At 61.1% G+C, this 15,723-nt stretch carries 14 protein-coding genes; 2 read left to right on the forward strand and 12 right to left on the reverse strand.

The features are described from left to right. Positions 1-62 precede the first annotated feature (62 nt). The 8 genes from G4923_RS06915 to tapM form a co-directional block, all read right to left on the reverse strand. A complete protein-coding gene (locus G4923_RS06915; protein ID WP_111910330.1) occupies positions 63-1,592 on the reverse strand; it encodes an SPOR domain-containing protein in 1,530 nt (509 codons plus the stop codon). Next, complete coding sequence (aroB, locus tag G4923_RS06920; RefSeq protein WP_111910331.1) at positions 1,582-2,664, reverse strand: 3-dehydroquinate synthase; 1,083 nt, start codon at positions 2,662-2,664, stop codon at positions 1,582-1,584. Before aroB ends, G4923_RS06915 begins: the two co-directional genes overlap by 11 nt. A 16-nt stretch (positions 2,665-2,680) precedes the next feature. Continuing rightward, a complete protein-coding gene (gene aroK / locus G4923_RS06925; RefSeq protein WP_010673824.1) occupies positions 2,681-3,199 on the reverse strand; it encodes a shikimate kinase AroK in 519 nt (172 codons plus the stop codon). Positions 3,200-3,390: 191 nt separating this feature from the next. Beyond that, entirely contained in the window at positions 3,391-5,616 is a 2,226-nt protein-coding gene (locus G4923_RS06930; RefSeq protein ID WP_163136295.1) for a type IV pilus secretin PilQ, read from the reverse strand. 16 nt (positions 5,617-5,632) lie between these two features. After that, positions 5,633-6,160 carry a pilus assembly protein PilP gene (locus G4923_RS06935; protein ID WP_025326151.1) on the reverse strand — a complete coding sequence of 176 codons (528 nt, stop codon included), beginning with the start codon at positions 6,158-6,160 and terminating at the stop codon, positions 5,633-5,635. A gap of 2 nt (positions 6,161-6,162) precedes the next feature. Continuing rightward, positions 6,163-6,762: a PilO family type IV pilus biogenesis protein TapO gene (gene tapO / locus G4923_RS06940; RefSeq protein ID WP_111910333.1), complete on the reverse strand. Its 600-nt coding sequence runs from the start codon at positions 6,760-6,762 to the stop codon at positions 6,163-6,165. Beyond that, on the reverse strand, positions 6,759-7,328 hold the full coding sequence (tapN, locus tag G4923_RS06945; RefSeq protein WP_106887549.1) for a PilN family type IV pilus biogenesis protein TapN: 570 nt from the start codon (positions 7,326-7,328) through the stop codon (positions 6,759-6,761). Before tapN ends, tapO begins: the two co-directional genes overlap by 4 nt. Further along, positions 7,316-8,377: a PilM family type IVa pilus assembly protein TapM gene (gene tapM, locus G4923_RS06950; RefSeq protein WP_162627200.1), complete on the reverse strand. Its 1,062-nt coding sequence runs from the start codon at positions 8,375-8,377 to the stop codon at positions 7,316-7,318. The genes tapN and tapM overlap by 13 nt, the downstream gene beginning before the upstream one ends. A 297-nt stretch (positions 8,378-8,674) precedes the next feature. Here tapM and G4923_RS06955 point away from each other — a divergent pair, with 297 nt between their 5' ends. Then, the gene (locus G4923_RS06955) at positions 8,675-11,164 is read left to right on the forward strand and encodes a penicillin-binding protein 1A (protein ID WP_111910334.1); all 2,490 of its coding nucleotides are present in this window, start codon (positions 8,675-8,677) and stop codon (positions 11,162-11,164) included. Between the two features lie 58 nt (positions 11,165-11,222). Here the strand turns inward: G4923_RS06955 and oxyR are convergent, their stop codons facing one another. The 3 genes from oxyR to G4923_RS06970 form a co-directional block, all read right to left on the reverse strand. Next, positions 11,223-12,119, reverse strand: coding sequence for a DNA-binding transcriptional regulator OxyR (oxyR, locus tag G4923_RS06960; RefSeq protein ID WP_139435706.1), 897 nt, complete (start codon positions 12,117-12,119; stop codon positions 11,223-11,225). A gap of 166 nt (positions 12,120-12,285) precedes the next feature. Further along, positions 12,286-12,921 carry a DsbA family protein gene (locus G4923_RS06965; protein WP_163136297.1) on the reverse strand — a complete coding sequence of 212 codons (636 nt, stop codon included), beginning with the start codon at positions 12,919-12,921 and terminating at the stop codon, positions 12,286-12,288. Between the two features lie 80 nt (positions 12,922-13,001). Beyond that, positions 13,002-13,859, reverse strand: a complete 858-nt coding sequence (locus tag G4923_RS06970) for a Vmh family MBL fold metallo-hydrolase (protein ID WP_163136299.1) — start codon at positions 13,857-13,859, stop codon at positions 13,002-13,004. Between the two features lie 121 nt (positions 13,860-13,980). Here G4923_RS06970 and G4923_RS06975 point away from each other — a divergent pair, with 121 nt between their 5' ends. Beyond that, positions 13,981-14,883, forward strand: coding sequence for a LysR family transcriptional regulator (locus G4923_RS06975; protein WP_163136301.1), 903 nt, complete (start codon positions 13,981-13,983; stop codon positions 14,881-14,883). Between the two features lie 48 nt (positions 14,884-14,931). Here the strand turns inward: G4923_RS06975 and G4923_RS06980 are convergent, their stop codons facing one another. Further along, entirely contained in the window at positions 14,932-15,714 is a 783-nt protein-coding gene (locus tag G4923_RS06980; RefSeq protein ID WP_106887556.1) for a BPSS1780 family membrane protein, read from the reverse strand. Positions 15,715-15,723: the final 9 nt, after the last annotated feature.

Here is a 15,723-nt window from a genome sequence, read left to right on the forward strand (position 1 = left end):
GGTGTTAAGAAGGCAATGCCCAAAAAAGGGGGACGATTCTACCCCCTTCCCCGGGCGACTGGCTATTGCTTCAATTCTTTTTGTATCTGGGCAAACGACTTGGGCCAGGGCTGTCCCTTGAGCAAGGCGGGGGAGAGCTTGCGGATCGCCGCCTTGGCCTGGGTACTGTTGGCATAGTCGCCCTGCACCACCACGTACCAGGGGCTGCCACGGAAGCGGGTCTTGTAGACCCAGACCTTGCCCGCCAGCCCATGCTCGGCCACGAAGCTGTCGACCGCCTGGGTGTTGCTCGCCCCCATTAACTGGATGCTGTAATGGTTCCTCGCCTTCTTGTTGAGGGTCGCCACCGGCGTCAGGGCCACCTTGGGTGCCGGTGCCGCGGCGGGCGCAGTCGCGGCAGGAGTGGGCGTCGCCTTGGCAACAGGCGCCGTGCTCTGTGTCTGTGCCGCCGCCCCGGTCGGGGCCGCACGGGAACTCCCGCCGACCAGCTCGTCCACCACAGCCGTCGGCAGGGCACCGCTGACGTTGGGCTGTGTCATCAATTTCTCAACCACTTCATCGGAGATGACGACCCGGCGCCCCTCGTAATTGCTCGACTCAGTGGTGACCGTCTCGCTCTCGACCTTCTTGGGCAAGGTCTTGGCATCCGGTTGCCAATCCCGGGCAACCAGGTTGCTTGAAGAGCTGGCATCGGCGCCACTGCTCGCCTGAGCCCCGCTCGCCGCACCGACATTCAGCGGATCGGTGGCGACGGGGTCGGGCAATGCCATCCCCTTGGACGAGGCCGGGGCCTGCTCCTTGCCTGCCTCCTCGAACAGAGGGAGATAGCTCAGGGCCAGCAAACCGGCGGCCGCCAGGGCCAGCACGGTCGCAATCTTCTTGACGGGCAACTCGGCCTGACGTTTCTTGGGCCTTCTGTCGGTCATGACATCCTCCAATGACTGCATGATGGCGGACGGGTGTCCCCCCGCCCCCTTCAGGATCTCTTCCACTTTCGGCTTGGGCAAGAGGGCCGCCGGGATCTTCAGCTCCTTGGCCTTCTCATACAGGAAGATGCGTTGCTCAGGCGCGCTCAGTGGCGCGACTTCCAGCTCGAGTGCGGGCATGGCCCGCCCCTTGAGGGCACTCTTCTGATCGCGACACCAGACGTCACTGCCCGAGAGCAGGATGGCCAGTTTATGGGGAGAGGCCAGGGTATCGTTATGGCGACAGAGCGCCCACAGCTCCCCCACCAGTTCGGCGGGCAGGGTGTCGGCGCGCTCGATCATGAGCAGCAGGGTGGAAGGCTTGCCCTCCAGCATGCGGAAGAAGCTGTCGGCCAGCGCATCCTGCGCATTGAACAGGGGGCGCGCCACCACCTGCTGAAGCAGCAACTGGCGCACGTCCGCCATCTTCATGGCCGGGCTGCCGATGAGGCTCACCACCCGAACAGTGTCAGGCAGTTGGGCAAGCAGGGATTCACACAGGGTGCCACGGCCGCTGCCGGGCTTGCCTGAGAGAAAAATATAGGGGTGATTGAACTCAATCAGATGCAGCAGCCGGTCAACCAGCTGCCGCTGGGAAGGCAATTTCAGCAATTTGTTATTGGTCACGACCAGACTCGATCACCGCCATCAGCTGCGCATCCGTCACATCGGCCACCACCTGGGCCTGCCCGATCCCGACTGGCAACACCAGCCGCAGCTTGCCTTCCAGCACCTTCTTGTCACGGCGCATATGGCGAATGAAGGCGGCAAAGTCCATCTCGGGCGGCGCCAGCACCGGCAGCTCCGCCGCCAGCAGCAGGTCGCGGACTCGTGCAACCTCTTGCGCCGTCATGTCGCCACGGGCCAGGGCCGTTTCGGCCGCCAGCATCATGCCTGCCGCCACCGCTTCCCCATGGAGCCAGTTGCCATAGCCCTTCTCGGCCTCGATGGCATGGCCGAAGGTGTGACCCAGGTTCAGCAGGGCGCGCACGCCATGCTCGGTCTCGTCCTGACCGACCACGTCGGCCTTGATTTCACAGCAACGGCGAATGGCGTAAGAAAGGGCTTCTGCGTCAAGACGTTGCAGCCGCGCCATGTTGACTTCGAGCCAGGCGAAGAAGGCCGCATCCCAGATGATGCCGTACTTGATCACTTCGGCCATGCCGGCGGCAAATTCCCGCGCAGGCAGGGTCTTGAGGCAGTCGGTGTCGATGATCACATGCTTGGGCTGATAGAAGGCGCCCACCATGTTTTTGCCAAGAGGGTGGTTGACGGCGGTCTTGCCGCCGACGGAGGAGTCAACCTGGGAAAGCAGTGTGGTAGGCACCTGAATGAACGGAATGCCTCGCTGATAGCTTGCCGCAGCAAAGCCGACAACGTCGCCTATCACGCCGCCCCCCAGGGCGATGAGAGTGGTGTCACGCCCATGGCTGGTTTCCAGCAGAGCAGACATGATCCGCTCGAAGGTAGTCAGGGTCTTGTAGGCCTCGCCATCCGGCAGTATCAGGTGTTCAACCTGAAAACCGGGCAGCAACTGAATGATCTGCTCAAGATACAAGGGGGCGACGACTGTGTTGGTCACTATCATGACCCGCTTGCCCTTGATCGTCTGCGCCAGCACCTCGGGGCGTTGCAACAGACCAGCAGCTATCTCAATCGGGTAGCTGCGCTCACCCAGTTCGACCTTCAACCTTTCCATGGACGTCCTCTATTGATTACATACCAATCAACTTAACGATTTGATTAGCTACAACTTTTGCACTTTGATCATCCGTCTGGATGACAAAGTCTGCGACTTCTTCATACAGGGCGTTGCGCTCTTGGGCCAGACGCTCCAGCACTTCGCGGGGCGGCTCTTCGGTTTGCAACAAGGGGCGACGTTTGTCTCTCTGGGTACGCGCCAGTTGCTTTTCAATGGTGGTTTCGAGGTAGACCACGATGCCGCGCGCAGAGAGTTTGTTGCGGGTTTCACGGCTCTTGATGGCGCCGCCGCCCGTTGCCAGCACGATACCCTGCTGCTCGGCGAGTTCACCGATCACCTTCTCTTCGCGGATCCGGAAACCCTCTTCGCCTTCAACATCGAACACCCAGCCGATATCGGCACCACTGCGGCGCTCAATCTCATGATCTGAGTCGAAAAACTCCATGTGCAGTTGTTCTGCCAGATGTCTACCTATGGTGCTCTTGCCCGCACCCATGGGACCTATCAGGAAAATATTGCGTTTCTCAGCCATGTCTTTTCGTTAGTAATTACAAACTGTATGGCCCCGGTAACTACTCGACCGGGGTACCTATGAACCTTATCTTGCGATGGATCAGGAGGGGGATTATCTCAATAGAAACCAGGACTGGCAACCGCAGCCCTTACGCCCCAGCCTCATCGGGGCGTAAGGTTATATGTGTTTTACCCTCACATGTAAAGTTTTCAGAGGGCGTCGGTGACTATCCTCGGGGTCACGAAGATCAGCAGTTCACGCTTCTTGTTCTCGCTGGTGGTTTTCTTGAACAGGTAACCGAGACCGGGAATATCCCCCAGCAGCGGCACCTTGCTGACGTCGCTCTTGATGGTCTGCTGATAGATGCCGCCCAGCACCAGGGTCTCGCCGTTGTTGACCAGCACCTGGGTGGTGATGGACTGGGCGTTGATGGAGACCGCATCCCCGGTACCGGTCGGGACGGTCTCCCCCTTGGTATCCTGGGTCACGGTCAAATCCAAAATGACCCTGTTGTCCGGGGTGATCTGTGGCGTGACCTTGAGACTCAGCACCGCCTTCTTGAAGGTGACCGAGGTCGCCCCGCTGGACGAAGACTCCACATAGGGGATCTCTGTCCCCTGCTCGATCAGGGCCGGCTTCTGGTTGGCGGTGGTCACCCTGGGGCTTGCGATGATCTCGGCCTTGCTCTCCTTCTCCAGGGCGGAGAGTTCGAGATCCAGCAGAGTGCCATTGGCCAGACGAGCTACCTGGAAGGCCAGGGTACCGGCGGCATTGGTCACAGGCAGGTTGACGTTGAGACGATTGTCCAATGCGTCAGGATCACGTGTAATTTGTGAGCTGCCATTATCATTACCTGAATCATCATTACCCTCTATGGTGCCCGAGGTACTGTTACCGTGACCGTCATTCTTGGTCACCCCCCAACGCACTCCCAGGGCCTCGTCAAAACCGTCGTCTATGGTCACCATGCGCGCCTCGATCACCACCTGCTTGACCGGAATATCGAGGATATCCAGCATCCGCTTGACGTTGCTGATGACATCCGCCGTGTCCTTGACCACCAGCACGTTGGTGCGTTCATCCACGCTCACCGCCCCTCTGGGAGAGAGCAGCTTGGTACTATCGGAGGAGAGCAGGGCCGCCACTTCGGATGCCTTGGCATAGTTGATCTGCAGGTACTCGGTATAGAGCGGCGCGAGGTCGGCTACCTGATTGCGGCTCTCCAGCTGCTGTTTCTCTCGTGCGGCAATCTCCTCCGCCGGGGCTACCAGCAGGATGTTGTTGTCCAGCCGCTTGTCGAGCCCTCTGACCTTGAGGATGATGTCGAGCGCCTGCTCCCAGGGCACACCATCGAGACGCAGGGTGATATTGCCGGAGACGGAATCCGTGGTCACCAGGTTGAGATTATTGAAGTCGGCGATGATCTGCAGCACTGTCCGAACAGGAATATCCTGGAAGTTCAACGAGATTGGTTTGCCCTGATATTGTTTCGCTGTCGTGGTCGCGACCCGCTTCTTCACCTCTATGATGAACATCTTGTCGGCCTGGTCGTAGCGATAATCAAACTGACCATTGACCGAGAGCTCAAACAGGGTGTCATTGCCCTGGCGGAACACCTCCACCTGGGAGACAGGGGTCGCAAAATCCTGCACATTGATAAGATTCAGTTGATCATCCGGGATCCGGGTACCGTGGAACTTGGCGAGCACCTTCTGGCCGCGGCTGCTCACATCCACTGCCGCCGAGCTGTTGTCCAGGGTCACCAGAAACTCCCCCTGTCCCTCCTTGCCACGGCGAAAATCCACCCCCTTGACCGAGTTGAAATAAGCACCGCCTGTATTCGCCTGCGAGACGGACAACACGGGTTTGCTGGCAGCAACAGGGGCGGGAGCCGCCACGGGAGAGGAGACAGCCGCGGGCTGGTACTGAGACTGGTTCTGGGCGACCCGCTGGGTATCAATCAGCGCAGACTGGGTAACAGGCTGGCTCCTGACAAGGGCCGACGGGCTGGCAGTTGGAGAGACCGTCGTCGCAGCCACCGGCTGGCCGGCCTTCTCTCCCAATGACACCAGCAATTTGTTGCCCTGTTGATGGACCTGATAAGGGGTCAGCTGATCGAGCGCTATCTTGATATCCAGCCCCTCTCCCTTGCCCTCCACCTTGAGGTTGTCCACCCCCTGCTGCTTGATGGGCAGCGGGTTGACCGTCAGCGCCCCTATGGCGCCGGGCACGTGCAGCAGGAGCTGATTGGGCTCATACGACAGTCTGTCGGTAAATCCGCTCACTGGCTCGCTGAAGCTCAGCTCCAGCAAGAGTTGATCGGCCAGCAGCGGATTCACCTTGACCTCCTGCAACGCCGGCACCGCCCACACCTGAGTGCATACGCCCAGCCACAGCAGCGCCACACCCCTCATCCTTCTTATTGTTGTTCTCATCTCTGCTCATCCCTGATCATAGTTTTGCGTCGAGATTGGCCATGGCCAGCTGAGTTTCTCGGGTGACCCAGCATCCTTTGCCATCCGGTACCGTTTCCATCAAGTCAACATGGGTATTCGTTATCTTGATGACTCTTCCCTGATCCAGCCCCATGTACTGATTGAGCCCCACACGCACGGCTTGCCCGTCCGGGGTCCTGATCAGTGCCCACAACTGTCCCTGTTTGCCGATGGATCCCTTCATGCTCAAACTGGCCAGCGAGTAGCGCTCCAGCACCTCCTTCTCCCGACTGGCCACTATCTGGGCACAGTCCGGCTTGGTCTTGGCATCCACCCTGGAGCTGGTCTCTGGTTGCGGTTCAATGAAGGGGCTACGTTGATCACTGCGCTGATAGGCCATGGGGGAGAATGGTTTTATCTCCGGCAAGGGCTCGATCGGGATGGGTTTCCTCGCCTTGGTTTGTTGTACGTACTCGTCCATGTCCTCCTGCCCGCCACAGGCCGTCAACAACAGCACCGGCAAGAGGAGTCCGATCACTCTCATGCTCATGGCTTCTGCTCCAGGGTTTTACCGTTGTACTTGTAGGTCTTGGCCTGCATGGACATGCCTATCAACTCGTCCTGACCCCGGCCTTGATTGAGCTGAAACGAATCCAGGATCACGATACGCGGCAACGCGGCCATGTCTGCCGTGAACTTGCCGAGCTCGTGATAGGTGCCCACCACCTCGATGCGCATGGGCAGTTCGGTCGAGAATTCGTGTTTGACCTCTGCCTCCCAGTTGATCCTGTTCAATTTGAGCCCGTTATCGGTGGCGATGAAGCTGATGTCATCCAGCAGCCCCGCCACCTCATGGGTATTGGGCAACTGCTTGAGCTGGGTATCCACCAAATGTTCAAGCTGCACCATCTGCTTCCTGTACGCCTCCAGGTTGGCGGCCAGCATGGCCTTGCTCTCGAATTGGGTCTTCAGCTCCTGTTCTTTAGCGGCTTCCTGCCGCAAGGCCGTCAGGGAGTTGGCAATCACATAGTAGTAAATGGCGCCACCCAGCAGGGCACAGCAAAACAGGATGAAGATCCCCTTGGCGACTTTCGGCCAGCGCGCGATGTCATTGAGATCCAGGTCATTGAGTTGTTGCAGGTTCATTGTTGCCCCTTAGTCGCGACCGGAGCGACGCCGGCAATCTGGAACATCATGGAGAACTGGCTGAGGGCCACGGGCGCCACGTCTGCCGTGAAGATGGTGCTGAGCTGAGACTGTCCCAGCCAGCCAGACCCATCGATGCGCCTCATCATGCTGGCAACCCGCCCATAGGCTTCGGCCTTGCCGTTGACATCGATTCTGTTGGCCTGCAAGGCCAGGGTATTGAGATAGACCCCATTGGGCACCAGCACGGGTAGCTGGTTGAACAGGCGTACCGGTATGTTGCGCCTTGTCTGCAACTGCTCGATAAGCTGCATCCGATCGATCAGCTCCTTGCGGCGCTCCTTGAGCAGCCGGATCTCGCCGAGCTGGGTATCGAGTGTGGCCATCTCCTGCTGCAGACGCTGGTTGCGCTGCTGTTGATACCCGATCTGCTGCTGCACCAGCCAGTCGACGGCAAAGGCAAGGGAGGCGGTGGCCGCCAGAAAAAGGCCGATCATGATGCCAAACTGCTTCTTCTGGCGCTGGGCCCTGGCCAGCCGCCAGGGCAGGAGGTTTATATTTGACATGGTGTGAAGCTCCGCAGTGCCAGACCGAATGCCGCCATGTATTTGGCCCCATGGATGAGGCCTCCTTCCCCCCTGGGCTTGCCAAACAAGGCGAAGGGGTCGGGATGCAGCACTTCACAGTTGAGCTCGCTGCCTAGCTGCCCGACGAGACCCGGCAGCAGACTGCCCCCTCCCGTCAGCACCAATTTTGACAACTCCTTGTTGCCGGACGAGCTGCAGAAGAGCTGCACATTGCGCCTGACCTGCAACACCAGCGTGCTGAGGTGGGGCAACAACACATCCACCTCATGGTCGGCAGGCAAGCTGCCCTGAACCTTGGCAAGCTCCGCCTCTTCCAGGCTCATGCTGTAAAAAGAGGCCAGGGCCTGGCTGTATTGATCGCCACCGAAATTCTGCAGGCGGGAATAGACGACCTCCCCCCTGAGCAGGGCGGCAAAGGTCATGGCACTGGCGCCTATATCGACGATGCCGACCGGCTTGTCCCAGGTTTGCAGCTCGGGCAGACAGGCCAGCACGGCACGTCCCAGCGCATGGGCCCCCACGTCCACCACCATGGTATTCATGCCAGCCTCCGTCAGCGCACTGACCCGGCCGTTGACGCTCTCGGTGCGCGCCGCGCTCAGCAGCACCTCCTGGCGGCTCTCGTCGGCCGTCAGACCGAGGATCTCGAAATCCAGGCTGACCTCATCGAGGGGGAAGGGAATGAGCTGTTCTGCCTCCAGGTGAACCTGGTTCTCCAGCTCGTTCTCGTTGATGTTGGCATCAACCTGAATGACCTTGGTGATGACATTGGAGCCTGTCACGGCCGTGGCCACCTGCTGACAATCCCCTTGAATGAGCCGCTTGAGCGACTTGAGGGACTGGCTGACCCGTTCAATGTCCTGCAGTTGATAATCGACCAGAGTGCCCTTGGGCATGGGTATCTCGGCAACCGACTCGAGATGCACCTTGCCAGGACGTCCGCTGAGGGTGACGGCCTTGATGGTTTGACTGCCAAAATCAATGCCCGCCAAGGAGAGGAGGGATCCCTTACTTAATAGCCCAAACATATACACATCCATGCGTTATTGGGTTTTAGGACTTATTGTAGGACAGCGCATCACGAGGTGATGACTTAACTCAATATAATGCTCTATCTATCAATGTCATAAAGTTTATGTCAAAAGTTGACGCTGCTCTCCTTTCGGCCTTGATTGCGGCCCCCTTGGTAATTGCGTCCTGGAATGCTACCCTCCCGCCTCTTCTCGAGGTCGATGTCCCCGGACAGGAAAACCTCGAATCCGCGAGGGTAAAAAGGCTATACTCTGCGCCCGTTGGCTAATTTTAAGACGATTGGTAGTTCTTCCATGCTGAAATGGCTCGTTCGCCTGTTTATTGTCATGATGCTGGGTGCAGTGCTGGGTGTTGCCAGCCTCATCGGCATCTACTTCTACATCAAGCCCCAGTTGCCGGATGTGAGCGCCCTGCGCGATGTCAAACTGGCCACCCCGATGAAGGTGTACAGCCGGGATGGGGAGTTGATCTCCCAATTTGGCGAAATTCGTCGTATCCCGTTGCGGCTGGATGAAATTCCCCAGTCCATGATAGATGCCGTGCTCGCCACCGAAGATGCCCGCTTCTACGAGCACCCGGGCATAGACCCCATCGGCATCATCCGGGCCGCCACCGTCTGGGCCGTCTCCGGCCAGGCCCGCCAGGGCGCCAGTACCATCACCCAGCAGGTTGCGCGCAACTTCTTCCTGAGCAACGAGAAGACTCTGGTGCGCAAGATAAAGGAAGTCTTCCTGGCCTGGCGCATCGAGCAGAATCTCTCCAAGGATGAAATCCTCACCCTTTATCTCAACAAGATCCCCCTCGGTTACCGGGCATTCGGGGTCGGCGCCGCCGCCCAGGTCTACTTCGGCAAAGACGTCAAGGATCTGACCCTGGACGAGATCGCCATCATAGCCGGGCTGCCGAAAGCCCCCTCCATGCTGAACCCCATACGTTCGCCGGAGCGCGCCTTTGCGCGCCGCAACGTAGTCCTGGGCCGCATGCTGGAAACCGGCAAGATCACCCAGGCCCAGTTTGACGAGGCCTCCAAGATGCCGGTCAAGGCCCGTTATCACGGTGCCGAGACGACCCTCAACGCCCCTTACCTGAGCGAGATGGTGCGCCAGAAGATGGTGGAGCAGTTTGGTGAAGATGCCTACACCATGGGGCTGCACGTCTACACCACTGTCACCGCCAAGCGCCAGCGCGCCGCCCACCAGGCGCTGCTGGACGGCGTCTTCGACTATGACACCCGCCACGGCTATCGCGGCCCGACCGCCCTGCTGTGGAAGACCGGGGATACGGCCTGGGACTACGACCAGATCATGGCCCACCTGGCCAAGCAACCGACCTATCAGCCGCTGATGGCCGCCGTGGTCACCAAGGTCGGTGACAAGAGCGCCACCCTGGTGCTGAAGAATGGCAAGCAGGCCGAACTCGGCTGGAACGGCATCAAGTGGGCCCGAACCTTCATCACCGACGATCGCCAGACCTATCCACCTAAATCGGCACGGGATGTGCTCAAAGTCGGTGCCCAGATCTGGGTGCGGGAGAAAGGGGAAGAGCTGCTGCTCTCCCAGATCCCTGACGTCAACGCCGCCCTGGTCGCCATGAACCCGCAGGACGGTGCCATCGAGGCCCTGGTCGGCGGCTTCAGCTTCGAGCTCTCCAAGTTCAACCGGGTCGATCAGGCTCGCCGCCAGGTCGGCTCCAACATCAAGCCCTTCCTCTATGCCACCGCACTGGAGCAGGGTTATACCTTGGCGTCCCTCATCAACGACGCCCCGATCAACCAGTGGGATCCCGCCAAGGGCCCCATGTGGCAGCCCAAGAACTCGCCGGCCATCTATGAGGGCCCGACCACACTGCGCCTTGGCCTCGCCAAGTCCAAGAACGTGATGTCGGTCCGGCTGATGCGCGCCATCGGGCTGGATACCTATATCGATGGCCTGACCCGCTTCGGCTTCGCCCGCGAGCACATCTCCGCCAACGAATCCCTGGCCCTGGGGGCGGCCGAGTTCACCCCGCTGGAAGTGGTGCGCGGCTACTCGGTGCTGGCCAATGGCGGCTTCCAGGTGACCCCCTACTTCATCACCGAAGTGACCGACAGCTTTGGCACTCCTCTGTATCAGGCCAACCCGGCCGCCGCCTGCCGCGACTGCGGTGTGCTGGCCGCCGCCGGGCTCGACAGCGCCGATGCCTACGCCAACACTGTCCCTGACTGGAAGGCCCAGTGCCCAATTGACCCTGTCGTACCCAACAACATGGCGCCCCAGACCATCAGTGCCCAGAGCGCCTTCCTGATCACCGACACCCTGACCACCGCCATCTGGGGTGGCAATGGCTGGCGTGGTACCGGCTGGCGCGCGGCCCGTGACCTCAAGCGTCACGACATCTCGGGCAAGACGGGGACCACCAACGAATCGAGGGATGCCTGGTTCTCCGGTTACACCCCGAATCTGGTGGCCACCTCCTGGATAGGGTTTGACAATCACCAGCGCGGTCTCGGCCGGGCCGAGTTCGGTGGCGGCGCCGCCCAGCCCATCTGGATCGACTTCATGAAGACGGCGCTGCAGCAAGTGCCCGAGCGCAAGATGCCGGTCCCCGAAGGGATCATGCAGGTACGCATCGATCGGGAGACAGGTCTGCTGACCAACCGTGCCGATGGCGCCAGCATGGAGGAGTTCTTCAAGGAAGGAACTGAACCGACCCGCTATGCGAGCCAGCTCTCCGATGGCAATGAGGTCTACGGCGGCGATGGCTCCAGCAGCGATGGCCCCGTCTCCACCGACGACATCTTCTAAGCTGCCCGTTGCGGCAAAAAAAAACCGGCGCCCTGGCGCCGGTTTTTTTATCTGCCCCTCAGCCGAGCAGCCCCTTCATCAGGGCTGAGATGCGGGAGGCCAGTTCATTGAAGCAGGGGCGGCGCACCGAGTAGTGGCGATAGAGCAGGGAGATGGTGCGCCCCGGCACAGGGTCTATCACAGGGCGATAGCTGACGCCCCCCTCCTCGGCGTTGGCGGGCACCGCCAGCCTGGGCACCAGCGTCATGCCGCTGCCGGCTGCCACCATGTTGCGCAGGGTCTCGAGACTGGTGCCCTTGAAGCGCTGATCCTCGCCTATACCGGCGGCAAAACAGAAGCCCATCGCCTGATCCCGCAGGCAGTGACCGTCGGCCAGCATCAGCAACTTCTTGCCCTTGAGATTGCCAAGCGGCACCGCCCTGGCACTGGCTTCCGGATGATGCTGGGGCACCGCCAGCCACATGGGCTCCTGATAGAGAGGGATGGAACCAAAGCCGTCCATGCCCTCCAGCTCGGCGAGCACCAGGCAATCCAGCTCCCCCTCCTCCAGCCGCTTGAGCAGCACCTGGGTCTGCTCTTCGTAGAGATAGAACTCCAGCTTGGGGAAGTGTTCCCGCAGATCCTGAATGATATGAGGCAACAGGTAGGGGCCCACGGTGGGAATGAAGCCGATGTGGATCTCGCCGGACATGGGCTCGGCGAAGTGCTGGCCTATGCTCTTGAGCTCGCGCACTTCTTTGAGCACCTTGCGGGCCTGCCGCGCCATGGCATCGCCGGCCGGGGTAAACAACACCTTGCGGGAGGTGCGCTCGATCAGGATCACCCCCAGCTCATCTTCCAGCTTGCGCAGCTGGCCGCTCAGGGTCGGCTGGCTGACGAAGCAGCGCTCCGCCGCCTTGCGAAAATGTTTCTCCTCTTCCAGCGCTACCAGGTACTCGAGATCGCGAAGGTTCATAGGTACTGCATCCTGCCAATCTAAAGAGGCCGTTAGCATGCCCAAGAACGGTGCGGGGGACAAGGGAAGCCCGAAACGGGGAGTGATCTCCCCTGCCCCGCCAACCCGGCATGTCCCGCCGCCGCGCCCCTTAGGGCCGATGCGGCAAACCCGGGCATGGCCAGGATCAGGCCGTCATCAGGGCGGCGAGATGGCTCGCGAAGGCTTGCGGCTCCCCCAAGAATGAGGAGACGGGCAGCGGGATGAGGCTTCCCCCCCGCATCAGCCCGAGGGTCGGGAATCCCTGCCCGCCGAGCCGGCGCAGCCAGCCCTGGCTTTGGGCCAGATGCCCGGCGAGATCCACCTTCTGGCAGGTCTGGGCGAACGCCTCCGCCGTGATGCCCTGCTCCTGCGCCAGCAGCGCGAGACGGGCCTGGTCGCCAACCCACTGACCGTCAAGGTAATGGGACTGCTGAATGCGATGCAGCAGGCTCAAACCATCGCCCCCCAGTTCGGTGACCGCCAAGATGGCCCGGATGGGGGGCTCGGAGTCGAGGAAGAGACCGTCGCTGAGCAAGAGATCGTTGAAGTAGCGCTCACCGAAAGGCTGGCCGGTCAGGGCCTGGATCCGCTCGTCATGGGGGCGGACATGGTCCCGCAGGGCCTGGCCCATCTGCTGGCGGCGCGGGCCCAGCCAGAGGCCACCCGCATGCAGCGCTACCTGCAAATCCGGGATCCCGGCCGCGGCCTCGAGCAGGGGGGCGGCGCCATAGCACCAGCCACAGAGGGGGTCATAGACATAGTGCAGTGTGGTGTCGTTCATCTGCGTGCTCCTCGGCAATTGATCAAAAAACCGGGCAATGAATGCCCGGCAAAAAAACACAGGGAAAAGGACTCAGGCCATTACCACTTCATCTCGCCCATGTTGACCTTGGCACCTATGGCCAGGCCATCGTCCACCGGCAGGGACGGGAACGCCTTCTTCAGGCCGTCGATCAGCTGATCGCTGTGCTTGGCGGTGGCCAGCTCCTGCTCGAAGCGCTGGACGTAGTCACGGGTAAAGGTCACGGCCTGGGTGCCCTTGGGCTCTGTCCCCAGGAAATGCCCCGGAATGACCCGCTCAGGCTGGAGGGCCAGCATGCCGTCGAGGGCCTGCATCCACTGTGCCCGCGCCGCCTTGGTCTGGCTGTCCGCCATCCAGACGTGCACTCCGCTGTATACCGGCACGCCGCCAAACGCCGTCTTGATGGAAGGAGCCCAGAGATAGGCACTCGGCGTGTTCATCTCCTTGATCTCGATCTTCTCGCCATCCAGGGTCAGGTGGGAGGCCGTCATCACCTGCGGCACTATCAGGGTCTTGGGTGCCTGCTCGGCGAGGATGGGACCCCAATAGGCCAGCTTGGCATCCTTGGTCTGCTTGATGTGATCGACCACATGCTGGCTGGCCAGGATCTTGACGTCGGGGAAGGCCGCCTTGATGGGTTCCAGCCCGAAGTAGAAGTCGGGATCCCCGCCGCTGATGTAGACGGTGGTCAGTCGCTTGCCGCTCTGCTTGATCAGGTCCACCAGCGCCTGGCCGTCATTGACCCCGAACTGGGCGTCGATGAGGATGGCCTCCTTGTCGCCGGTCACCAGCTCGGAGGAGACGGGGAAGATGGCCTTGTCGCCGGGATTGTAGACGGTCACTGTCAGGGGGCTCGCCAGGGCGGTGCCACCGAGCAGGGTGGTGGCCAGGGTCAAGGTGCGAAGTACTGTGTTCATGGGTATGCCTCGTGGGTAAGTGGTCATCGAATGGACACAGTTTATTGCAAACTTTTCAGCGCAAATACCGCATAATAAGCACATCACTGTTGCACAAATCGAGCATATAGAGGTGCTGAGCATGGATCGACTGACCGCATTGCGGGTCTTCGTCTGCGTGGTCGAACAGGGCAGCCTGAGCGGCGCCGGAGAGAAACTGGAGATGTCCCGCGCCATGGTGTCGCGCTATCTGGCCGAGCTGGAGCGCTGGATGGGGGCCAGATTGCTGCACCGCACCACCCGTCGGCTCAGCCTGACCGGGCCGGGGGAAGAGGCTCTGAATCGGGCCAGGGCCATGCTGGCACTGGGGGAAGAGATGGAGCACCTGGCCATCCGCAGTGACGAGACCCCCAAGGGGCAACTGCGCATCACCAGCAGCTACTCCCTCTCCGAAGCCCTGCTGGTCCAGGCCGCGGACGACTACCTGGCTCGCTACCCCGGTACGGCCATCGACATCCTGCTGCTAGACAGAACCGTCAACCTGGTGGAGGAGCGCATCGATCTCGCGGTGCGCATCACCAACGATCTGGATCCCAACCTGGTGGCGCGCCGCCTTGGCACCTGCCACTCGGTGGTCTGTGCCAGCCCCGCCTATCTGGCCCGCCATGCGCCTTTGCAGCAGGTGCAGGATCTGGCCCTGCACAACTGCCTCACCTACACCTATTTCGGCAAGAGCCTGTGGGAATTTAAGGGGCCCGATGGTCCCGAATCCGTACCGGTGAGCGGCAACCTCAGCGCCAACATCTCCAACCTGCTGCTGGCGGCGACCCTGGATGGGGCGGGGATCAGCCTGCAGCCAGCCTACTCGGTGCAGGCCCACCTGGAGAGTGGCGCCCTGGTGCCTCTGCTGACCCAGTGGCAGCCCAAGCAGCTCGGCGTCTATGCCGTCTATGGCACCCGCAAGCAGATGTCCCCCCTGCTGCGCAGCTTCCTCGACTTCCTGATCGCGCGCATGGCGGACGATCCCCTGTGGCAGGCCCACTGAAGAGCCATGAAAAAGGGGCCTGTCGGCCCCTGTCATCCCTGTGTCGTCTTATGCCTCGAAGCCAAACGCCTTGACCGGCGACTCGCCGTCGTCGGCAGCCTCCTCGTCCACATAGATGTCGCGATAGGCGGCGTAGATGGAGTAGTTGATGGCTGGCAGCACCACCAGCAGACCCACCAGCATCAAAAGCGCACCAAAGAAAATCAGCACTGCCCCCAGCAGCCCCCACCAGAGGAAGGGCCACATGTTGCACATACAGCCCTTGAAACTGAGCCGGGCCGCCTGCCAGGCTCCCACGCCATGGAAGAAGATGAGGGCGGGGGCGAAGGTGATGGCCATCAGCACGGGCACCAGCAAGGCCAGCCCCAGCAACAGGCAGAGCAGGAACCCCTGCGCCTGTTCGGGCGTCAGGGTCAGGGTTTCCGGATCCTGGGAGAGCAGGCCGGTCAGGCCCCACTGATGCAGCATGAAGGCGCAGATGAGCAGTATCCCCATGAACAGGGCGAGCACCATCAGCCCCCCCAGCATCAGCGGGGTCAGCCGATGACGAAAACCGGCGAAGAAGTCGGCAAACTGCAGGGGGTGACCCTCATAGCCCCGGCGGGCCACCGCGACCCAACCGGCCCCCCACACCATGTAGAGCAACTGGGAGATGAAGCCCCCCGCCGGCAGCTGTTCCAGCAACATGCCCACCAGGAACCAGATCACTATCATGGCCACGCTGGCGCCCATGCCCTTGTTGAAGATGTCGAACCCGGTGCGGATCCAGATCCAGCCCTGCCCTATGGTGTGGCGTCTGGGTTCGCGGCGCAGGGCGCTGTCACTGTTCATCATTGACCT

The sequence above is a fragment of the Aeromonas rivipollensis genome (assembly GCF_010974825.1).
In the GTDB taxonomy this organism is placed as follows: Bacteria; Pseudomonadota; Gammaproteobacteria; order Enterobacterales; family Aeromonadaceae; genus Aeromonas; species Aeromonas rivipollensis.

Coding starts and splice junctions, on each gene's coding strand:
- aroB (WP_111910331.1), bottom strand. CDS start 2,664: ATGGAAAGGTTGAAGGTCGAACTGGGTGAGCGCAGCTACCCGATTGAG.
- aroK (WP_010673824.1), bottom strand. CDS start 3,199: ATGGCTGAGAAACGCAATATTTTCCTGATAGGTCCCATGGGTGCGGGC.
- G4923_RS06930 (WP_163136295.1), bottom strand. CDS start 5,616: ATGAGAACAACAATAAGAAGGATGAGGGGTGTGGCGCTGCTGTGGCTG.
- G4923_RS06935 (WP_025326151.1), bottom strand. CDS start 6,160: ATGAGAGTGATCGGACTCCTCTTGCCGGTGCTGTTGTTGACGGCCTGT.
- tapO (WP_111910333.1), bottom strand. CDS start 6,762: ATGAACCTGCAACAACTCAATGACCTGGATCTCAATGACATCGCGCGC.
- tapN (WP_106887549.1), bottom strand. CDS start 7,328: ATGTCAAATATAAACCTCCTGCCCTGGCGGCTGGCCAGGGCCCAGCGC.
- tapM (WP_162627200.1), bottom strand. CDS start 8,377: ATGTTTGGGCTATTAAGTAAGGGATCCCTCCTCTCCTTGGCGGGCATT.
- G4923_RS06955 (WP_111910334.1), top strand. CDS start 8,675: ATGCTGAAATGGCTCGTTCGCCTGTTTATTGTCATGATGCTGGGTGCA.
- oxyR (WP_139435706.1), bottom strand. CDS start 12,119: ATGAACCTTCGCGATCTCGAGTACCTGGTAGCGCTGGAAGAGGAGAAA.
- G4923_RS06965 (WP_163136297.1), bottom strand. CDS start 12,921: ATGAACGACACCACACTGCACTATGTCTATGACCCCCTCTGTGGCTGG.
- G4923_RS06970 (WP_163136299.1), bottom strand. CDS start 13,859: ATGAACACAGTACTTCGCACCTTGACCCTGGCCACCACCCTGCTCGGT.
- G4923_RS06975 (WP_163136301.1), top strand. CDS start 13,981: ATGGATCGACTGACCGCATTGCGGGTCTTCGTCTGCGTGGTCGAACAG.
- G4923_RS06980 (WP_106887556.1), bottom strand. CDS start 15,714: ATGAACAGTGACAGCGCCCTGCGCCGCGAACCCAGACGCCACACCATA.